We start from the raw sequence: 14733 nt of genomic DNA, 5'->3' as shown, positions 1-14733 counted from the left end.
GCGTTCTGCTGGGTGGCCTGGTCCATCTGCACCACGGCTTCGCCGACCTGGGTGACGCCATCGCTCTGCTCGCGGCTGGCCGCGCTGATCTCGCCCACGATGGCGGTCACCCGGCGGATGGAGGTCACCACCTCCTGCATGGTGGCACCGGCCTGGTCGACCAGGGCCGTGCCCTGTTCCACGCGCTCCACGCTGGCGCTGATGAGGTTCTTGATTTCCTTGGCGGCATCGGCCGAGCGTCCGGCCAGGCTGCGCACCTCGCTGGCCACCACGGCGAAGCCGCGCCCCTGCTCGCCCGCGCGGGCGGCTTCCACGGCGGCGTTGAGCGCCAGGATGTTGGTTTGGAAGGCAATGCTGTCGATCACGGAGATGATGTCCGAGATCTTGCGCGAGCTGTCGTTGATGCCCTTCATGGTGTCCACCACCTGGTTGACCACCTCGCCGCCCTTCACCGCGACGTCGCTCGCATCCTGCGCGAGTTGGTTGGCCTGGCGGGCGTTGTCGGCGTTCTGGCGCACGGTGCTGCCCAGTTCCTCCATGGACGCGGCCGTCTCTTCCAGGGCCGAGGCCTGCTGCTCGGTGCGCTGGCTCAGGTCATTGTTGCCCTGGGCGATCTCCGCGCTGGCGGTGGCCACGCTCTCGGCATTGCCGCGCACGGTGCCCACGGTCTGCACCAGGTTGCTCTGCATGCGCTGCAGGGCAGTCAGCAGGGCACCGGTTTCGTCCCTGGATTGGGAAACGATCGGCACGCTCAGGTTGCCGTCGGCCACGCGGTCGGCGGCGTCCACGGCGTCCTGCAAGGGGGCCGTGACGGAACGCGTGATGAAGAAAGCGCAGACCGCACCGATCAGCGCGGCGATGAGCGCCACCACCCAGACGATCGTGCGGGCGGTGAGGTAAGCGGCGTGGGCTGCGGCGCCGCCGTCCTGCATGTTCTTTTCCTGCAGGTCCACCATCTTCTTCAGGGTGGCCAGGAAGGTGCCCTGAATGGCGTAGCGGGGGCCGAACAGCAGTTGCTGGCCCTCCTCGTTCTTGTTCTGCACGCCGAGGGCGCCCACATCCTGGCTGAATGCGATGAAGGCTGCGCTCTGGGTCTTGATGTCCTGGATGAGCGCGCGTTCTTCTGCGGTGTCGGCCAGTTTTTCCAGCGTGCCGATGAGCGTGCCCATCGATGCGACGTTCTTGTCCAGCGCCGCCTTGTTGGGCACCATGGCTTTTTCATCGGCCAGGATGATGAGGTTGCGTACCACGCGTGCCGTGTCCATGGTGAGGTAGGACAGCTGCTGGCTGGCCGCGGCCTTGGGGTACAGGTCGGTGATGAGTTGCTGCGAGGCTTCGTCCTGGTCGGCGAGGCGGAACAGGCTCATGCCGGTGATGATTGCCATGAGCAGGAGCACCACGCCGAAGCCGAGGCCCAGGCGCACGCCCAGTTTGAGATTTTTCATGGAAGGGACTTCTGGAAATGACCGATTGGAGAGATGGCAACAGCAAGCTGCCTATTTGTCATTAATCGTAACCACTAATTGCCAAAGGCCCTGGGCGCCGCCTGTTTTTTGGCGGCTGTGCCGGCCGGCTGTGGGAAAAATTCCACAGCGGCCGGCGTGTCAGCGGCGGGTGCCCAGCGTGCGCGAAATGGCTTCGGCGGCCTTGAGCAGGGCCGGCAGCAACTCGGTCTGCATCATCTCGGCGCTGGTCCGGTTGGCCTGCCCGCTGATGTTGAGTGCCGCCACCGTTTCCCCCGCCCGGTTGCGCAGCGGTGCGGCGACCGAGATCAGGCCCTCTTCCAGTTCCTGGTTGATCAGGCACCAGCCCTGCGCCCGGGCCTGGCGCACGGCGGCGAGCAGGGCGTCGTCGTCCAGCAGGGTGTGAGGCGTGAGCCGCTGGCGCGGCACCCTCGGCAGCAGGGCGGCCACGTCGGCATCGGGCTGGCCGGCCAGCAGCACGCGGCCCATCGACGTCCAGAAGGCGGGCAGGCGCGAGCCCACGCCCAGGTTGGTGCTCATGATCTTGTGGGTGTGCACGCGCAGCACGTAGACGATGTCGCTGCCGTCCAGCACGGCGGCCGAGCAGGATTCGTGCACCTGATCCACCAGCGCTTCCATCGTCGGCTCGGCCAGATCCCAGATCGGCATGGACGACAGGTAGGCAAAGCCCAGGTCCAGGATGCGCGGGGTCAGCCGGAACAGCCGCCCATCGCTTTCCACATACCCCAGCGTCTGCAAGGTGAGCAGGATGCGCCGCGCCCCGGCGCGCGTGAGGCCCGTGCGGGCGGCCACTTCGCTCAGCGTCTGCTGCGGCGCGGTGGCGCTGAACGAGCGGATCACCTCCAGCCCACGGGCGAACGACTGCACATAGCTGTCGCCCGGCCTAGGGTTATCACCAGTCTCCGCGGGGGTATCGCTCATAAGCATTTGGTCCTAAAATTCATTATACGAACATTTGTTCTATATGCGAACAAACATCACACCGCTGAGGCGGGACCCGAATTCTCACCTTTAGGCTTCTCCTTTCCCCATGATCAACAAGATTGCGGATTCCGTGGCCCAGGCCCTGTCGGGCATCCAGGATGGCGCCACCGTGCTGATCGGCGGCTTCGGCACCGCCGGCATTCCCGGCGAACTGATCGACGGGCTGATCGATCAGGGCGCGCGCGACCTCACCGTGGTGAACAACAACGCCGGCAACGCCGAAGCGGGCCTGGCCGCGCTGCTCAAGGCCGGCCGGGTGCGCAAGATCATCTGCAGCTTTCCGCGCCAGGTGGACAGTCACGTGTTCGACGGCCTGTACCGCTCCGGCCAGCTGGAGCTGGAACTGGTGCCCCAGGGCAACCTGGCCGAGCGCCTTCGCGCGGCCGGGGCGGGCATCGGCGCCTTCTTCTGTCCCACGGGCTACGGCACGGAGCTGGCCAAGGGCAAGGAGACGCGCGAGATCGGCGGCAAGCAGTACGTGCTGGAGTACCCCATCCAGGGCGACGTGGCGCTGATCAAGGCCGAGCGGGGCGACCGCTGGGGCAACCTCACCTACCGCATGTCCGCCCGCAACTTCGGCCCCGTCATGGCCACCGCCGCGCGGCGCACCGTGGCCACGGTGCACGAGGTGGTGGAGCTGGGCGCGCTCGACCCCGAGGCCATCGTCACGCCCGGCATCTACGTGAGCCACGTGGTGCGGATCGACCGCGTGGCCACGCAGGCCGGCGGTTTCAAGAAGTCAGCATGAAAATGGCCCCCAGCGCAACAGGAGCTAGCGTGAGCAGCTATCAAAAAAGAAGCAAAGACGAACTGGCCGCCCGCGTGGCGCAGGACATCCACGACGGTGCCTACGTCAACCTGGGCATCGGCCAGCCCACGCTGGTGGCCAACCACATTCCGCCGGGCCGCGAAGTCATCCTGCAAAGCGAGAACGGCATCCTGGGCATGGGCCCGGCGCCGGCCGCGGGCGACGAGGACTACGACCTCATCAACGCCGGCAAGCAACCCGTCACGCTGCTGGCGGGCGGTGCGTACTTCCACCATGCCGACAGCTTCGCCATGATGCGCGGCGGCCACCTGGACATCTGCGTGCTGGGGGCCTTCCAGGTCAGCGCCACGGGCGACCTGGCCAACTGGAGCACGGGCGAGCCCGGCGCCATCCCCGCCGTGGGCGGCGCCATGGACCTGGCCATCGGTGCCAAGCAGACCTGGGTGATGATGGACCTGCTCACCAAGCAGGGCCAGTCCAAGGTCGTGCCCCAATGCACCTACCCGCTGACCGGCATCGGCTGCGTCAAGCGCATCTACAGCGACCTGGCCACGCTGGCCTGCACGCCCGAGGGCCTGGTGCTCATCGATGCCGTGCCGGGCCTCGACCATGCCGAACTCGAACGCCTCGTGGGCCTGCCCATCCGGCCATCGCACGCCTGACACCGGCCGCCACGGCGCCTTCCCGACCAACACCCTGGAGACAAAGACCATGACGCAAGCCTTCATCTGCGACGCCATCCGCACGCCCTTCGGCCGCTACGGCGGTGCCCTGTCCAGCGTGCGCACCGACGATTTGGGCGCCATCCCGCTCAAGGCGCTGATGGCCCGCAACCCGAACGTGGACTGGGCCGCCGTGGTGGACGTGCTCTACGGCTGCGCCAACCAGGCCGGCGAAGACAACCGCAACGTCGCCCGCATGTCCGCGCTGCTGGCCGGCCTGCCGGTGGTCGTGCCCGACATCGGCGCCTTCGCCGAGCGGCTGGCGGGCCGGCCCTGGAGCTGGGTGCACCCCTGGGATGCCACGCCCGCCCAATGGCTGGCCTGGTTCACCGAGGTCCGCGACCGGCATTTCGCCCAGGGCGAGGCTCCGGCTCTGGCCGAGGCACAGCCGACTGCCCTCTTGCCGCATGAATCGTCCGCGCCGTTCCGCTACGAGACCGACTACCTGGCGGACTCCAGGCCCGTGGCTGCGCTGACCCCCATGACCCTGGCCGACCTGCAGCCCTACCTGCCCCAGGCCACACCCACCGCCGCCGCCAAATCAGGCGTGCTGTCGGCGGTGGTCTATCTGCGCTCGCTGCCGGTGCTGCGTGGCGTTGCACGGCGCATCCCGGCGCAGTGGCAGCGCCGGGTCAAGAACTGGCTGCAAGCCTGAACCGGCTTCGCGCCGCACGGCGCCGGAACGAAAAAAGGGCTGCCTTCTCCGGCAGCCCTTTTTTGTTTGCGGAAGGCCCGTCGACGCGCTCGGTGCGATGGATGGCACCGAAGGGCGATCCGGGCCCTATTTGCCCAGCAGCAGAAAGATCTCGTTGTTGAGCAGCAGTTCGTCCGGGTATTGGCCGTGCAGGGCCGCTGGAATGTCCATCTGCACACTGCGCCGCTCCTGGCGAATGACGCGAAAGCCCACCCGGGTCATCAGGGCCACCAGCTCGTCCGCCGTCAGCCGGTTCAATGCCTTGTACTCGTTGAAGACGAACTTCTTGTACCCCTCGACACCGAAGTCGTCGAAGCCGAAATCGCGCTCGGCGCCATCGATCGGCCCTTCGTGCGCCTGGATGATGGCCCACAACTCGTCATCGCTCACCAGCAGGTGGTGCCAGGGCACCTCGTCATAGCGCCGCAGGTGCGAGCCGAAGGGAGAAAAATACAGCGGCTCGATCTGCAGGAAGAACACGCCCCCGGGATTGAGCGCCGCGTACAGGTCGCGGGCGATGGGTTCGAGCTGGTCCTGGCTCACATGCTCGAACGTGGACCAGCTGAAAATCCCGTCCACCGGCCGCCGTCCCGCCAGCGGGGTGGCGGGTGCGATGGTCTCGAAGCTCAGGGCCTTCGGCACGCGGCGAAGCCCCAACTGCTCCTTCGCGATGCGCGGCAGCTTGGCGTACTCCTGCCGGATATCGATGCCATGGATCGACGTCGCCCCGTGGCGCAGGACCAGGGCCAGGTCCGTGATGCCGTCGCCACAACCGAAGTTGAGGAGCCGCGCCGTCTTCACATCCAGCGCCGAACCCAGCCAATGCTGGACCACATCGGCCGCATAGTGGAAGTGCGCCCGGAACCACTCGTCGGAAATGCGCTCGGCATCCCACTGGGGCGGTCCCCAAAATCGTTGCTGGATGCGATCGAACAGAGTGGTCATGGAGGGAAACGCCTGTCGCAGGATTTCAATCAGTCAAAGGGCTCGGAGCCAGGAAGGGGGTCAGTCAGGCCCACCACACCCTGCGCTCAGGGCTTGGCGAGCACATAGGCATCCTGGTGGTTCCAGAAATGCACCAGCGAACGGTGAACGAGCTTGTCCGCGCCCACCGTCTCCGCGATGCGCGCGAGGACGAAGTCCTCGGACGTGAACGCGGTGCCGTATTCCTGCACATCGATGGCCTGGGATTCGCTGGACGGAGCGAAGAAGAAGCCGTCATCGTCCAGCGCAACACTGTCGTGCGCCGCCGCCTTCAAGCCATGGGTGGAGAACACCAGAACCCCTCCAGGTGCCACGCCGTCGTACAGGCACTGCAGCCAGCGGGCCCAGGTGCGGCGCGGCAGGTGGCTGAACAGCGACAGCACGAACACCACGTCGTACTGCTGATCCCACGCCAGGCTTTCCGGCACAGTGGACGACAGCACGCTCCGCACGCCGAAAGTGCGCTGCGCGAACGCCATGGCGTCCGGCACGACGTCGGACACCGTCACCCGGTCCGCGCCCAGCGCCTTCACCAGATGCCGCGTGAAGCGGCCGTGCCCGCTCGCGAACTCCATGAACCGCGGGGTCTTGAGCAAAGGCCGGTCCACGGTCTCCAGCAGCGTCATCAGCTCGGACAGCGTGCGCCAGCCATCCGCGAGATAGTCGCGCAGAGGGTTGGTACTGGAGGGATGGCCCTCGAAGAAGCGAAAGATGTCGTCGGCGCGCGCGATCTCGCAGTTCAGCCCCATCATCTGGGAGAAGGCGCCCGGCAACGTGTGCTGCTCGATGAGCTGGTGGGCGGTGAGGCGCGTTTCGCGGTCCTGCAAGGCATGGCGCAAGGCCTCTGCGGCCAGGACGCGCTCGTCGCGTTCGAGGTGCTGGATTCCGAGGGCCAGCCAGTCGGAGGCCTTTTGAGGAGGGGCGGTCAGATCGTTCATGGGGTCAAGGGCCGGAGGAAGATCCTGCCGAAAGGCGGAAAACCGTCATTGGCAAAAAATGGCTCCAGCGCATATTCTACTAGGGCATTAAGCTATCAAAAATATAGCATCTCATTGAAGAAAGATCCCGGCCGTCCACGGCGGCAGAACGCAAGCGCCCTGCAATGGGCCGGCCGGCATGCTCACCCCCAGTGGTGCGGCAATTTCACCAGCCCTGGCATGAGGGTTGGAGCGACCCAGTTGAAGTTCAGGAACTGGAACCACTCGTCGTACACCACCAGGCCGCTCTCGTCGAAGAGGAACGCACTGATCACGTAATCCCCGCTGTGCAGCGGCAGGCTGGGAAACGTCAGCACCGAGCGCCACAGGCCATCGCCCAACGACACGGGCGCCGCGCCCTCTTCGTGGGTGGCCAGCGACGTGATGCCGACCCCTTTGGACTGCTCGATCATGAAGCCGACATTGGGCCGCTCGCCCCCCCGGCCGCGCACGGTGATGTGGGCGATCAGGTCTTTGCCGGACAGCCGGCCGTAGCCGCCGTCCTGCGGTTCGCCCAGGTTCTGGATCTCCACCGACAGAATGCGGGCGGAGCCATCGTCGCGGGCCGGGGCATTGCCATTGCGTTGCCGGCGGCCGGCGGCGGAAGCTGCCGCAGCGTCCGAAGCCTCGGAGGCATCTCCGTCGTCCAGCGGAGCGCCGTTGTCGGGCGCGGGTGCATCGCTGGCGCCCTCCTGCCCCGCCGCCGCGTGGTGCTGGCTCTCTGCATTGCGCAGGCGGGAGTGCACGTCATAGGCACCCAGCACGGGCTCCGTCAGGCCGAACTGCTTGACGCGCCCCCCGTCCAGCCAAAGCGCCAGATCGCACAGATGGCGGATGTGGTACGGGCTGTGCGAGCAGAACAGGATCGTGCAGCCGGCATTGCGGAACGCCATGATGCGGTCCACGCATTTCTTCTGGAAGTGCTGATCGCCCACCGCCAGGGCTTCGTCGATGATCAGCACGTCGGGCTGCACCGCGGTCACCAGCGCGAAGGCCAGCCGGACCGACATGCCCGAAGAGTAGGTCTTGACCGGCCGGTCCAGCGCCTCGCCCAATTCGCAGAATTCGACGATCTCCGGCTCCAGCCGCTCCATCTCTTCGCGGTCGATGCCGATCAGGCTGCCGCCGAAATACAGGTTGTCGCGGCCGCTGAAGTCGGGGTGGAAACCCGCGCCCAACTCCAGAATGGCAGTGACCCGGCCCACCCGCTCGATCGAGCCCGTGGAGGGCTGCAGCGTGCCGGCCAGCAGCTTGAGCAGCGAACTCTTGCCCGCCCCGTTGTCGCCGATGACGCCGATGCACTGGCCGCGCTGCAGTTCGAAGGAGACGCCTTTCAAGGCCCAATGGCTGCGGTGCGCCGATCGCCCGGTGATCAAGGACTTGAGCCGCTGGCGGGGAGAGGCGTAGAGCTTGTACTCCTTGCCAACGTCCTGCACTTTCAGAACGGTCTCGGAGGTGCGTTCGATCATCGTCATAGCCAGTCCACCAACTGATCACGGCTGCGTTTGACCAACGTGTTCAAAGCCAGCGCCAGGACGACAAGCCAGACCACGCCCGCCACCCAGACACCCATCGGCGGCCAATTGCCCTGCAGCAGCACTTGCTGGTAGCCGATCACCAGGGCCGTCATGGGATTGAGCCAAAGCACCCAGCGCCAGTTGGCTGGGAACATCGTCAGGGGAAAAAGAATGGGCGTGAGATAGATGCCCACGGACAGCAGAAAGCCGACGATCTGAACGGTGTCTCTCAGCGCCGCAGCCAGGATGGCCAGCAGGTAACCCAGGAGCACACAGAGGACCAACTGCAGGGCCATGAGAGGCACCATGGCCAGCATGGCAGGACGGAACCCGTGCAGCGGCGTGTATACCAGCGCCACGAGACACAGAAGCGGTCCGAAAATCACCGCGCTCGCCAGCACCGAACGGGTCGTGAAGAGCACTGGGGGCAGCGGGTTTTTCTGCAGCATGCTTCCGGCCTCGATGAGGCTGTTCATGCCGCGCGACACCGCATCGCAGAAAGCCATCCAGGGCAGCGCACCCACGACCAGAAACGTGCCAACGGCATGCGTCGGCGCGCCTTCTCCCAAACGCATGGAAAAGACCACATCGAAGACAAGATAGTAGGCAGCCACCGTCAACAGGGGCTGGAGATAGGGCCACAGCACGCCGACAGCGGTGCCTGCGTGGCGCGCGGCCACCTCGCGTTGCACCAGAACCCACACCAGAGAGCGTGCACTCCAGATCGCGCGCCATTCATTCCACAAAGTTTGCATGCAGCTTGTTCAGAGGATGGCAGTCGGCCCACCAGAAATAAAAGAAGCAAGTACCCGAAAGGGCACTTGCTTCACCTCCACCAACGTGGAGCTTCAGGGAGCGATCTTAGTGGGCGGAATTTTTGCCGCATAAGACTGAGAGTAAGAAGCGATGGCGGACGCATCAATCTTTGCTTCTTGCTGCATCTTCTGCGCTTCGGCAACACGTGCCTCCTGGCGAACGTTGTTGCGCACTTCGTTCATCAACTCTTCGCGGACTTCGCTGAACGAACGGGTGCGTGCGGGGATGCGCTCTTCGAGCTTGAGGATGTGAAACCCGAACTGGGTCTCGACGATATCGCTGAGCTGACCAGGCTTGGTCAACGCAAAAGCGGCTTCATCGAATTGTGCTGCCATGCGGCCGCGTTCGAAAGCGCCTAAATCTCCACCCTTTTCGGCAGAGCCCTTGTCCGCGGAACGCTCTTGGGCCAGCTTGGCGAAGTCAGCACCGGCTTTGAGTTCCTGCATGATCTTTTCGATCTGCGCGCGCGAGTTGGCGTCGGAACCCTCCACCAGAATGTGCCTCACTCGAACTTGTTCCGCCACCTTGAAGCGCTCAGGCTTGGCCTTGTAGATGTCTCGCGCCATGCCTTCGGCAGCGACATCGTTCGGCGTGCTTTGCTTGTCGATTTTTGCGATGTAAGCATCTGACAGCACCTTGTCCCGCGCAATCTTCAGGGCTGCTGCCACCTCGGGGTCCTTCTCTACCCCTTCAGTTTCGGCCCGTGCGGCCATCACCCGGCGTGCGTAAAGATTAGAGGCAATCTGCGTGACGGTCTGAGGACGCGCCAGAACGGTGTCGCGCATCTCGGCAGGCATGCGAAGAGAGTCCGCTTGAATGTCCAGCGTATCGATCGCGACTTTCGGCCCCTGAATCAACACCGGAGCTTGGGCATGGGCCGAAAGAGCGGTTGCAGAAAGTGCTGCCAAAGCAAGCAGGCGATAGGTTGAGCGAATCATGTGCAAATCCAACACTCCATCAAAAAAGCATTAAAAAAAAAGGCGGGGTTGCCCCCGCCTTTTTTGGTTCACATTGCTGTGAAAAGTGCCGTTCAAATTACTGAGCGACAAACGTCGGGAACGTGAAGCGGTGGGGCCACGTGATACCGTAGGTACCGGACGTGCCAGCCGCAGCGCTGGGGTTCGACAGCTTGATGAACGAAGCGCCCAGGATTGGCAGACCCAGCGAGTTGCCAGCCACCGAGTTAGGCACATCCACGCGGCTCCAGCCGTTGGTGAACGAACCGCTCGACAGATCTTGACGAGCCACCGAAGCGCCCAGCACAGAGGTGCCGCCGTCACGGAAGCTCAGCACGCTGGTTTCGCCGCAGAAACGGGTCTGCGTGATGGAACCAGGCGAGAACACTGCGCCGGTCGTGGTCGTGGTTTCTTCGCGGTCGAAGAACGCTTGGCCCGTCGAGCTCACGCAGATGGCACCACCGGTGGTAGCCAGCGACGTGTTGCCTGGGTTGAAACGCTCGTCAGCAACACCGTTGCCAGTGGCGATCAGGTCGGAGAAGTAGCGAACTTGAGCAGCGTTGCCACCGGTTTGCGCAGCAGCGTAGTTAGACGCCACGTTGTAACGACGGGTAGGCATGGAGAACACCCAGTCCGTCTTGGCGGAGATGCTCGTGTCGTTAGCATACTGGTTAGCGATCGAGGTCACAGCCAGGGCGTTCGTCAGCAAGCGAGCTTGCGTCAGAGGAGCCGTTGCGCTAGGAGCCGTCACGTAAGGCGTCGACATGTCGGGCAGGTCATAGTTCGCGGCAGCGATTGCTGGCACGGTCGTAGGAGCCGTCGTACCCGTGGTGAACACGTTCACCGTACGGAACAGAGGGTCAGCCGTGTACGTGTCAGGCGTAGGTGCTGCACTGGCCGATTGCGGGAAGTGCACGAAGTTAGCAATGGCTTGAGCGCCGTTGTTTTCAGCACGGATTGCAGTAGCGCCACCCGAGAACGTCGTCGTTTGAGCGACGTTGATGATGTACCAGTCGCCCAGCAGGCCGGTCGAAGGCGTGTCGAAACCAGCTGCAGCCACGGCGGCAGGCGTCGTGAAGTTTTGCAGCGTAGCGTTCAGGGTGGAGGACGTGCAAGGTGCAACGCCGTTCACGTGCTTGATAGCCGTGTACAGGGGGTTGACCGTGGTCGTGCCAGCCAGCAGCTGAGGAATGTCAGCCATGTTGAAGATTTCAACGTAGCCTTCACGCGTGTTGTTGGCCTTGTCGGCTTCCGAGATGCCAGGATTCAGACGGTCGGTCACGAAACGTTGGTTCACACCCTTGGCCAGCGTGGGCAACGTGCAGGTGCCGTCAGCGGTCACAATTTGTGCCACGCCATCGGAACCAGCCGTCACGGCAGCAGTCCACACGTCACCAGGCGACATGAAGACTTGGAAGTCAAGAATGTCGTCGGAGTTCAAGGCGCCGCGGAAACGAACCTTCACGGCCTTGCCGTTGGAGGTGTCGGTGTTCACAACGTGCATCACGGTCATGTTGCCGTTTTGTGCGTTGAAGTAAGGAACCAGCAGTGCATGACCCACGCCGCCTTCCGCGAACGACATCGTCGTAGCGGTCGTCGTCTTCAGCGGAGCCGTACCAACGACCACATCAGCAGATGCGGCGCCAGCAAAGCCCAGGCCACCAATCATGGCAGCAATGCTCAGGGCCAGAACATTTTTTCTCATATCAAGAACTCCAGTTAAAAAGTTGGTAAGCGCAACTACCACGATTGATTACGCTAAGGGATGGTAGCACAGCGCTCTGACGTGTTGTACAACGGAACCGCTGTAACAAAACCTGTTGTTGAGGAAATGCAACACCGTATGCGGTGAGGTGAATCTTGCTTCGCAAGACCGCTTGCAAACGCCTTCGAAGATCCCTATCAAAGATCTTGATAGTGCCACCACTGGCCATCTTCAAGCAGCCATGTCTCGTTCAGGTAGCTGTCGATAGTACCAAGCTTTGAACCGATCACGGCAGGCTGAACTCCCAATTTCACCTGAGTGGTGCATTTCTCGCCCTCACAAGTGACTTTCGTGACCTCCACGCTCTTGACGGCAACACCAGCACCAAATTGCATCTTGAACTGGTCGGCTGTCCTGGTTTTGCGGTAAGAAGGCGTGGACAAGGCATAGGCCTTGTCGTACTGACCGGCCACTCTCGCTTTCCAATACTCCGTTGCCCGCTGCTCGACGATCTGTTCTGGAGTGGCAGGCTTGAAGGCGGCGCATCCTGAGAGTGCCACGACGCCTGCAGCCAAGACAATGGCGCCCATCCGGCGACGGAAAGTGGTGTTTTGAACCATGGTTGTGTTGATCTCCTGTTAACGATCTGGTTGAACGACGCTGTTCGACTCAGTTTGGCTGGACTGGTTGCACCGGTGCCTGAGGCGCTTTGAGGGGGTTACGGCTCCCCTGTTCCTTGAGTTCGATGACTCTCAAACCCTTCATTCGGTCACGCAAGTCTTCACTCACTTCCCGAATGTCGATATCAGTGCGCACCACACGCGGCGTGAGAACAACCAGCAGTTCCGTCCGATTGCTGGTGTTGCTATTGGTGCCAAACAAATTTCCGAGGACCGGAATGTCCTGTAGCAAAGGAACGCCGGCCTTACCAACTGTACTGTTGTCCTTGATCAGGCCACCCAGCACGATGGTTTCACCCGACCGCACAGCGACTTTGCTGCTGATCTGGCGTTGCAAAAATGCAGGCTGATTGTTGGCGTTGCTTCTGACAGCGCCCAAATCGGTCACCGTCTGATCCACCTGCATGTTCACGATGTTGCCAGCGTTCACGGACGGCGTGACAACAAGGTTGACGCCCGTGTCCTTGTATTGAACCGAGCTGGTGGACGCGTTTGCATTGTCCACAAAACTAACTGTCGTCGTGCTGACCGGCTCTTGGTTGCCGACATTGATGGATGCGGTGTGATTGTCCAGCACCATCAGCGATGGGCTGGAGATCACCTTCAAAAGAGATTTGTCAGCCAGGGCATTGAGCACAGCCTGCACGCCCGTTGAACTGCTGAGCACATAGGAGAAACCTTGAGATGCACCTCCCAGCAGGGTATCCCTGCTGACGGTGGTCGGATTGCGCCCGCTGATCAGCCCCTGCCCGGTGTATCCATTTCGACTGTTGTTGAACGACCATTGCAGGCCGTACTGGAGATCATCGTTTAAGGTCACTTCAATGATGCTGGCTTCGATCAGAACCTGTGTGGGGGGAAGATCCAGTCTCTTCAGCGCCGCTTCAATCTTTGAATACTCAGCGCGCGTCCCCCAGATGAGCACTGAATTGTTCAGTTCATCGGCCATCACCCGAACGCTGCCCAGATTGGCACTCAAGGTGCCCTGCTGCTGTGTACCTTGTGAGTTGGTATTGCGGTTGCCGAAGGCCCCGGTCCCGGAACCACTGGAGAAAGCACTGCCCGTCAGACCCGAAGAGCGGACGCCGCTGCCGCCCATGTAACTGGACCCGCTGCTGCTGAAAGTGCTGCCAACGCCGCCGAATCCGCTTTGCGTCTGGCCGAAAGAGTTCCCCGTCGCGCTTCCAAATCCGGGTGCCACCCCGCTGTTGGCCACGTTCGATCCACCGGTCTGGCCCCCGAAAATCCCGCTGAGCACGCTCGCAAGGTGCTTGGCATTGACGTTCTGCACCTGGTAGATGAATAGCTGTGGCTCAGACCCGTTGTCGCTGGGCTGGTCCAACTTCTCGATCCAGCGGCGGGCTTCCTCCAAATAGGAAGCGCGTGGCGTGACCACCAGAATGCTGTTGAGCCGCTCGATGGGCATGATGCGCAGAGCGCCGAAAAGAGGATTGCCTTCACCCAGCATGGCCTGCGCCGCGCTGGCCGCATTCGCCTGCGCAGCACCCGGTGTGCCTGTAGCGACGGCTCCTCCGACATTCGGGGAAGCCGCTGCAGCACCACCGCCACTGACCAGGCGCAGCGCGGTTTCCACTTCCTTGATCGACGCATGCTTCAAGGGGAACACCCCAACCGACATGCCTTTGAGCAGATCGATGTCAAAGGTGTTCACCAGATCGAGCCACCCTTCGGCCTGGGTGCGTGTGCCACTCAGAATCAGCAGATTGCGCACGTTGTCTACCCGCACGACGGCATCGGGGGGCATCATCGGCCGAAGAATGGATGCCATTTCGCTCGCACCGATGTATTGCAGCGGCACGATGATGGCGCCCGAGCCCGGGGGCAACGGACCGTTGCCTACCTGGCGAACGGACCCACCGATGCTCCGCAATGCATCAGGCCGCCCGACGTGGTAGGTGCCGCGGGCATCGCGCAACATGGCGAGTCCGTTGGCCTGCAAAGAACTCTCCAGCAGGAAAACCGCCTGATCCGGTGCAATGGGCGTGCGTGTCGCCAAAGTCACCGTCCCGCTCAACGGCGGGTGAAGCACATAGTCCGTCTTGAGGATATCTCCCAAAATAGTACGCACGACCTCTGCCACCGGCGCCTCTTCGAAATTGAAGGACAACGGAGCGCCTTGTACGGCAGCCACCGGCTTGGCCGGGGCGATCACACGATCGTTTCCGATGATGAAACGCGGCTCCGCTGCAGGAAGCTCGCCCTCTGCCAAAGGTTTGTCCGCCTTCTTCGACGCGGCATTGGCGGACGAATCAGACGCGGAGCTTGGCACCACTGCACCGCTCGACTCCGTGACGATGTTGCTGCTCCCGGTTGCGGGGGCGGACTGCTGCGACTGGGCTATGGCCAACTGACAAGTGGCCAGCGCAATAGCGGTGAGTGCGTGTCGGTAAGGGGTCATGACTGCTTGCCTGGAAACGGGGAGAA

At 63.0% G+C, this 14733-nt stretch carries 12 protein-coding genes and 1 pseudogene; 3 read left to right on the top strand and 10 right to left on the bottom strand.

What is annotated here, in order from left to right; all coding sequences use genetic code 11:
• Window positions 1-1445: methyl-accepting chemotaxis protein (locus AC27IQ_RS05410; protein ID WP_487088720.1), on the bottom strand; the 1445-nt coding region annotated here is incomplete at its 3' end.
• A gap of 159 nt (window positions 1446-1604) precedes the next feature.
• On the bottom strand, window positions 1605-2405 hold the full coding sequence (locus AC27IQ_RS05405) for an IclR family transcriptional regulator domain-containing protein (protein ID WP_317356270.1): 801 nt from the start codon (window positions 2403-2405) through the stop codon (window positions 1605-1607).
• Window positions 2406-2514: 109 nt separating this feature from the next.
• Between AC27IQ_RS05405 and AC27IQ_RS05400 the strand changes: the two genes are divergently transcribed.
• The 3 genes and pseudogenes from AC27IQ_RS05400 to AC27IQ_RS05390 form a co-directional block, all read left to right on the top strand.
• A complete protein-coding gene (locus AC27IQ_RS05400) occupies window positions 2515-3216 on the top strand; it encodes a 3-oxoacid CoA-transferase subunit A (protein WP_487088718.1) in 702 nt (233 codons plus the stop codon).
• A gap of 29 nt (window positions 3217-3245) precedes the next feature.
• Window positions 3246-3899, top strand: coding sequence for a 3-oxoacid CoA-transferase subunit B (locus AC27IQ_RS05395; protein ID WP_284405375.1), 654 nt, complete (start codon window positions 3246-3248; stop codon window positions 3897-3899).
• Between the two features lie 49 nt (window positions 3900-3948).
• Window positions 3949-4227, top strand: a pseudogene (locus AC27IQ_RS05390) (thiolase family protein); the annotation flags it as partial.
• 513 nt (window positions 4228-4740) lie between these two features.
• Here AC27IQ_RS05390 and AC27IQ_RS05385 read toward each other — a convergent pair.
• From AC27IQ_RS05385 to gspD, 8 genes are all read right to left on the bottom strand, one after another.
• The gene (locus AC27IQ_RS05385; protein WP_284404928.1) at window positions 4741-5598 is read right to left on the bottom strand and encodes a methyltransferase domain-containing protein; all 858 of its coding nucleotides are present in this window, start codon (window positions 5596-5598) and stop codon (window positions 4741-4743) included.
• Between the two features lie 86 nt (window positions 5599-5684).
• Complete coding sequence (locus AC27IQ_RS05380) at window positions 5685-6575, bottom strand: class I SAM-dependent methyltransferase (RefSeq protein ID WP_487088715.1); 891 nt, start codon at window positions 6573-6575, stop codon at window positions 5685-5687.
• Between the two features lie 182 nt (window positions 6576-6757).
• Window positions 6758-8089: an ABC transporter ATP-binding protein gene (locus AC27IQ_RS05375; protein ID WP_487088713.1), complete on the bottom strand. Its 1332-nt coding sequence runs from the start codon at window positions 8087-8089 to the stop codon at window positions 6758-6760.
• Entirely contained in the window at window positions 8086-8886 is an 801-nt protein-coding gene (locus AC27IQ_RS05370) for an ABC transporter permease (protein ID WP_284398121.1), read from the bottom strand. Before AC27IQ_RS05370 ends, AC27IQ_RS05375 begins: the two co-directional genes overlap by 4 nt.
• A 93-nt stretch (window positions 8887-8979) precedes the next feature.
• Entirely contained in the window at window positions 8980-9885 is a 906-nt protein-coding gene (locus AC27IQ_RS05365; RefSeq protein ID WP_284429721.1) for a peptidylprolyl isomerase, read from the bottom strand.
• A 97-nt stretch (window positions 9886-9982) separates the two neighbouring features.
• Window positions 9983-11608, bottom strand: a complete 1626-nt coding sequence (locus tag AC27IQ_RS05360; protein ID WP_284429720.1) for a cell surface protein — start codon at window positions 11606-11608, stop codon at window positions 9983-9985.
• A 197-nt stretch (window positions 11609-11805) separates the two neighbouring features.
• Window positions 11806-12228 (bottom strand): hypothetical protein, encoded by a 423-nt coding sequence (locus AC27IQ_RS05355; RefSeq protein ID WP_284429719.1) that lies wholly within the window; start codon window positions 12226-12228, stop codon window positions 11806-11808.
• A 49-nt stretch (window positions 12229-12277) separates the two neighbouring features.
• Window positions 12278-14707 (bottom strand): type II secretion system secretin GspD, encoded by a 2430-nt coding sequence (gene gspD, locus AC27IQ_RS05350; RefSeq protein ID WP_284429718.1) that lies wholly within the window; start codon window positions 14705-14707, stop codon window positions 12278-12280.
• Window positions 14708-14733 lie beyond the last annotated feature (26 nt).

Source organism: Acidovorax sp. KPB24-07 (assembly GCF_057543315.1).
The sequence above is the reverse complement of the archived record's forward strand: the minus strand, read 5'-3'. Positions and strand labels throughout refer to the sequence as shown.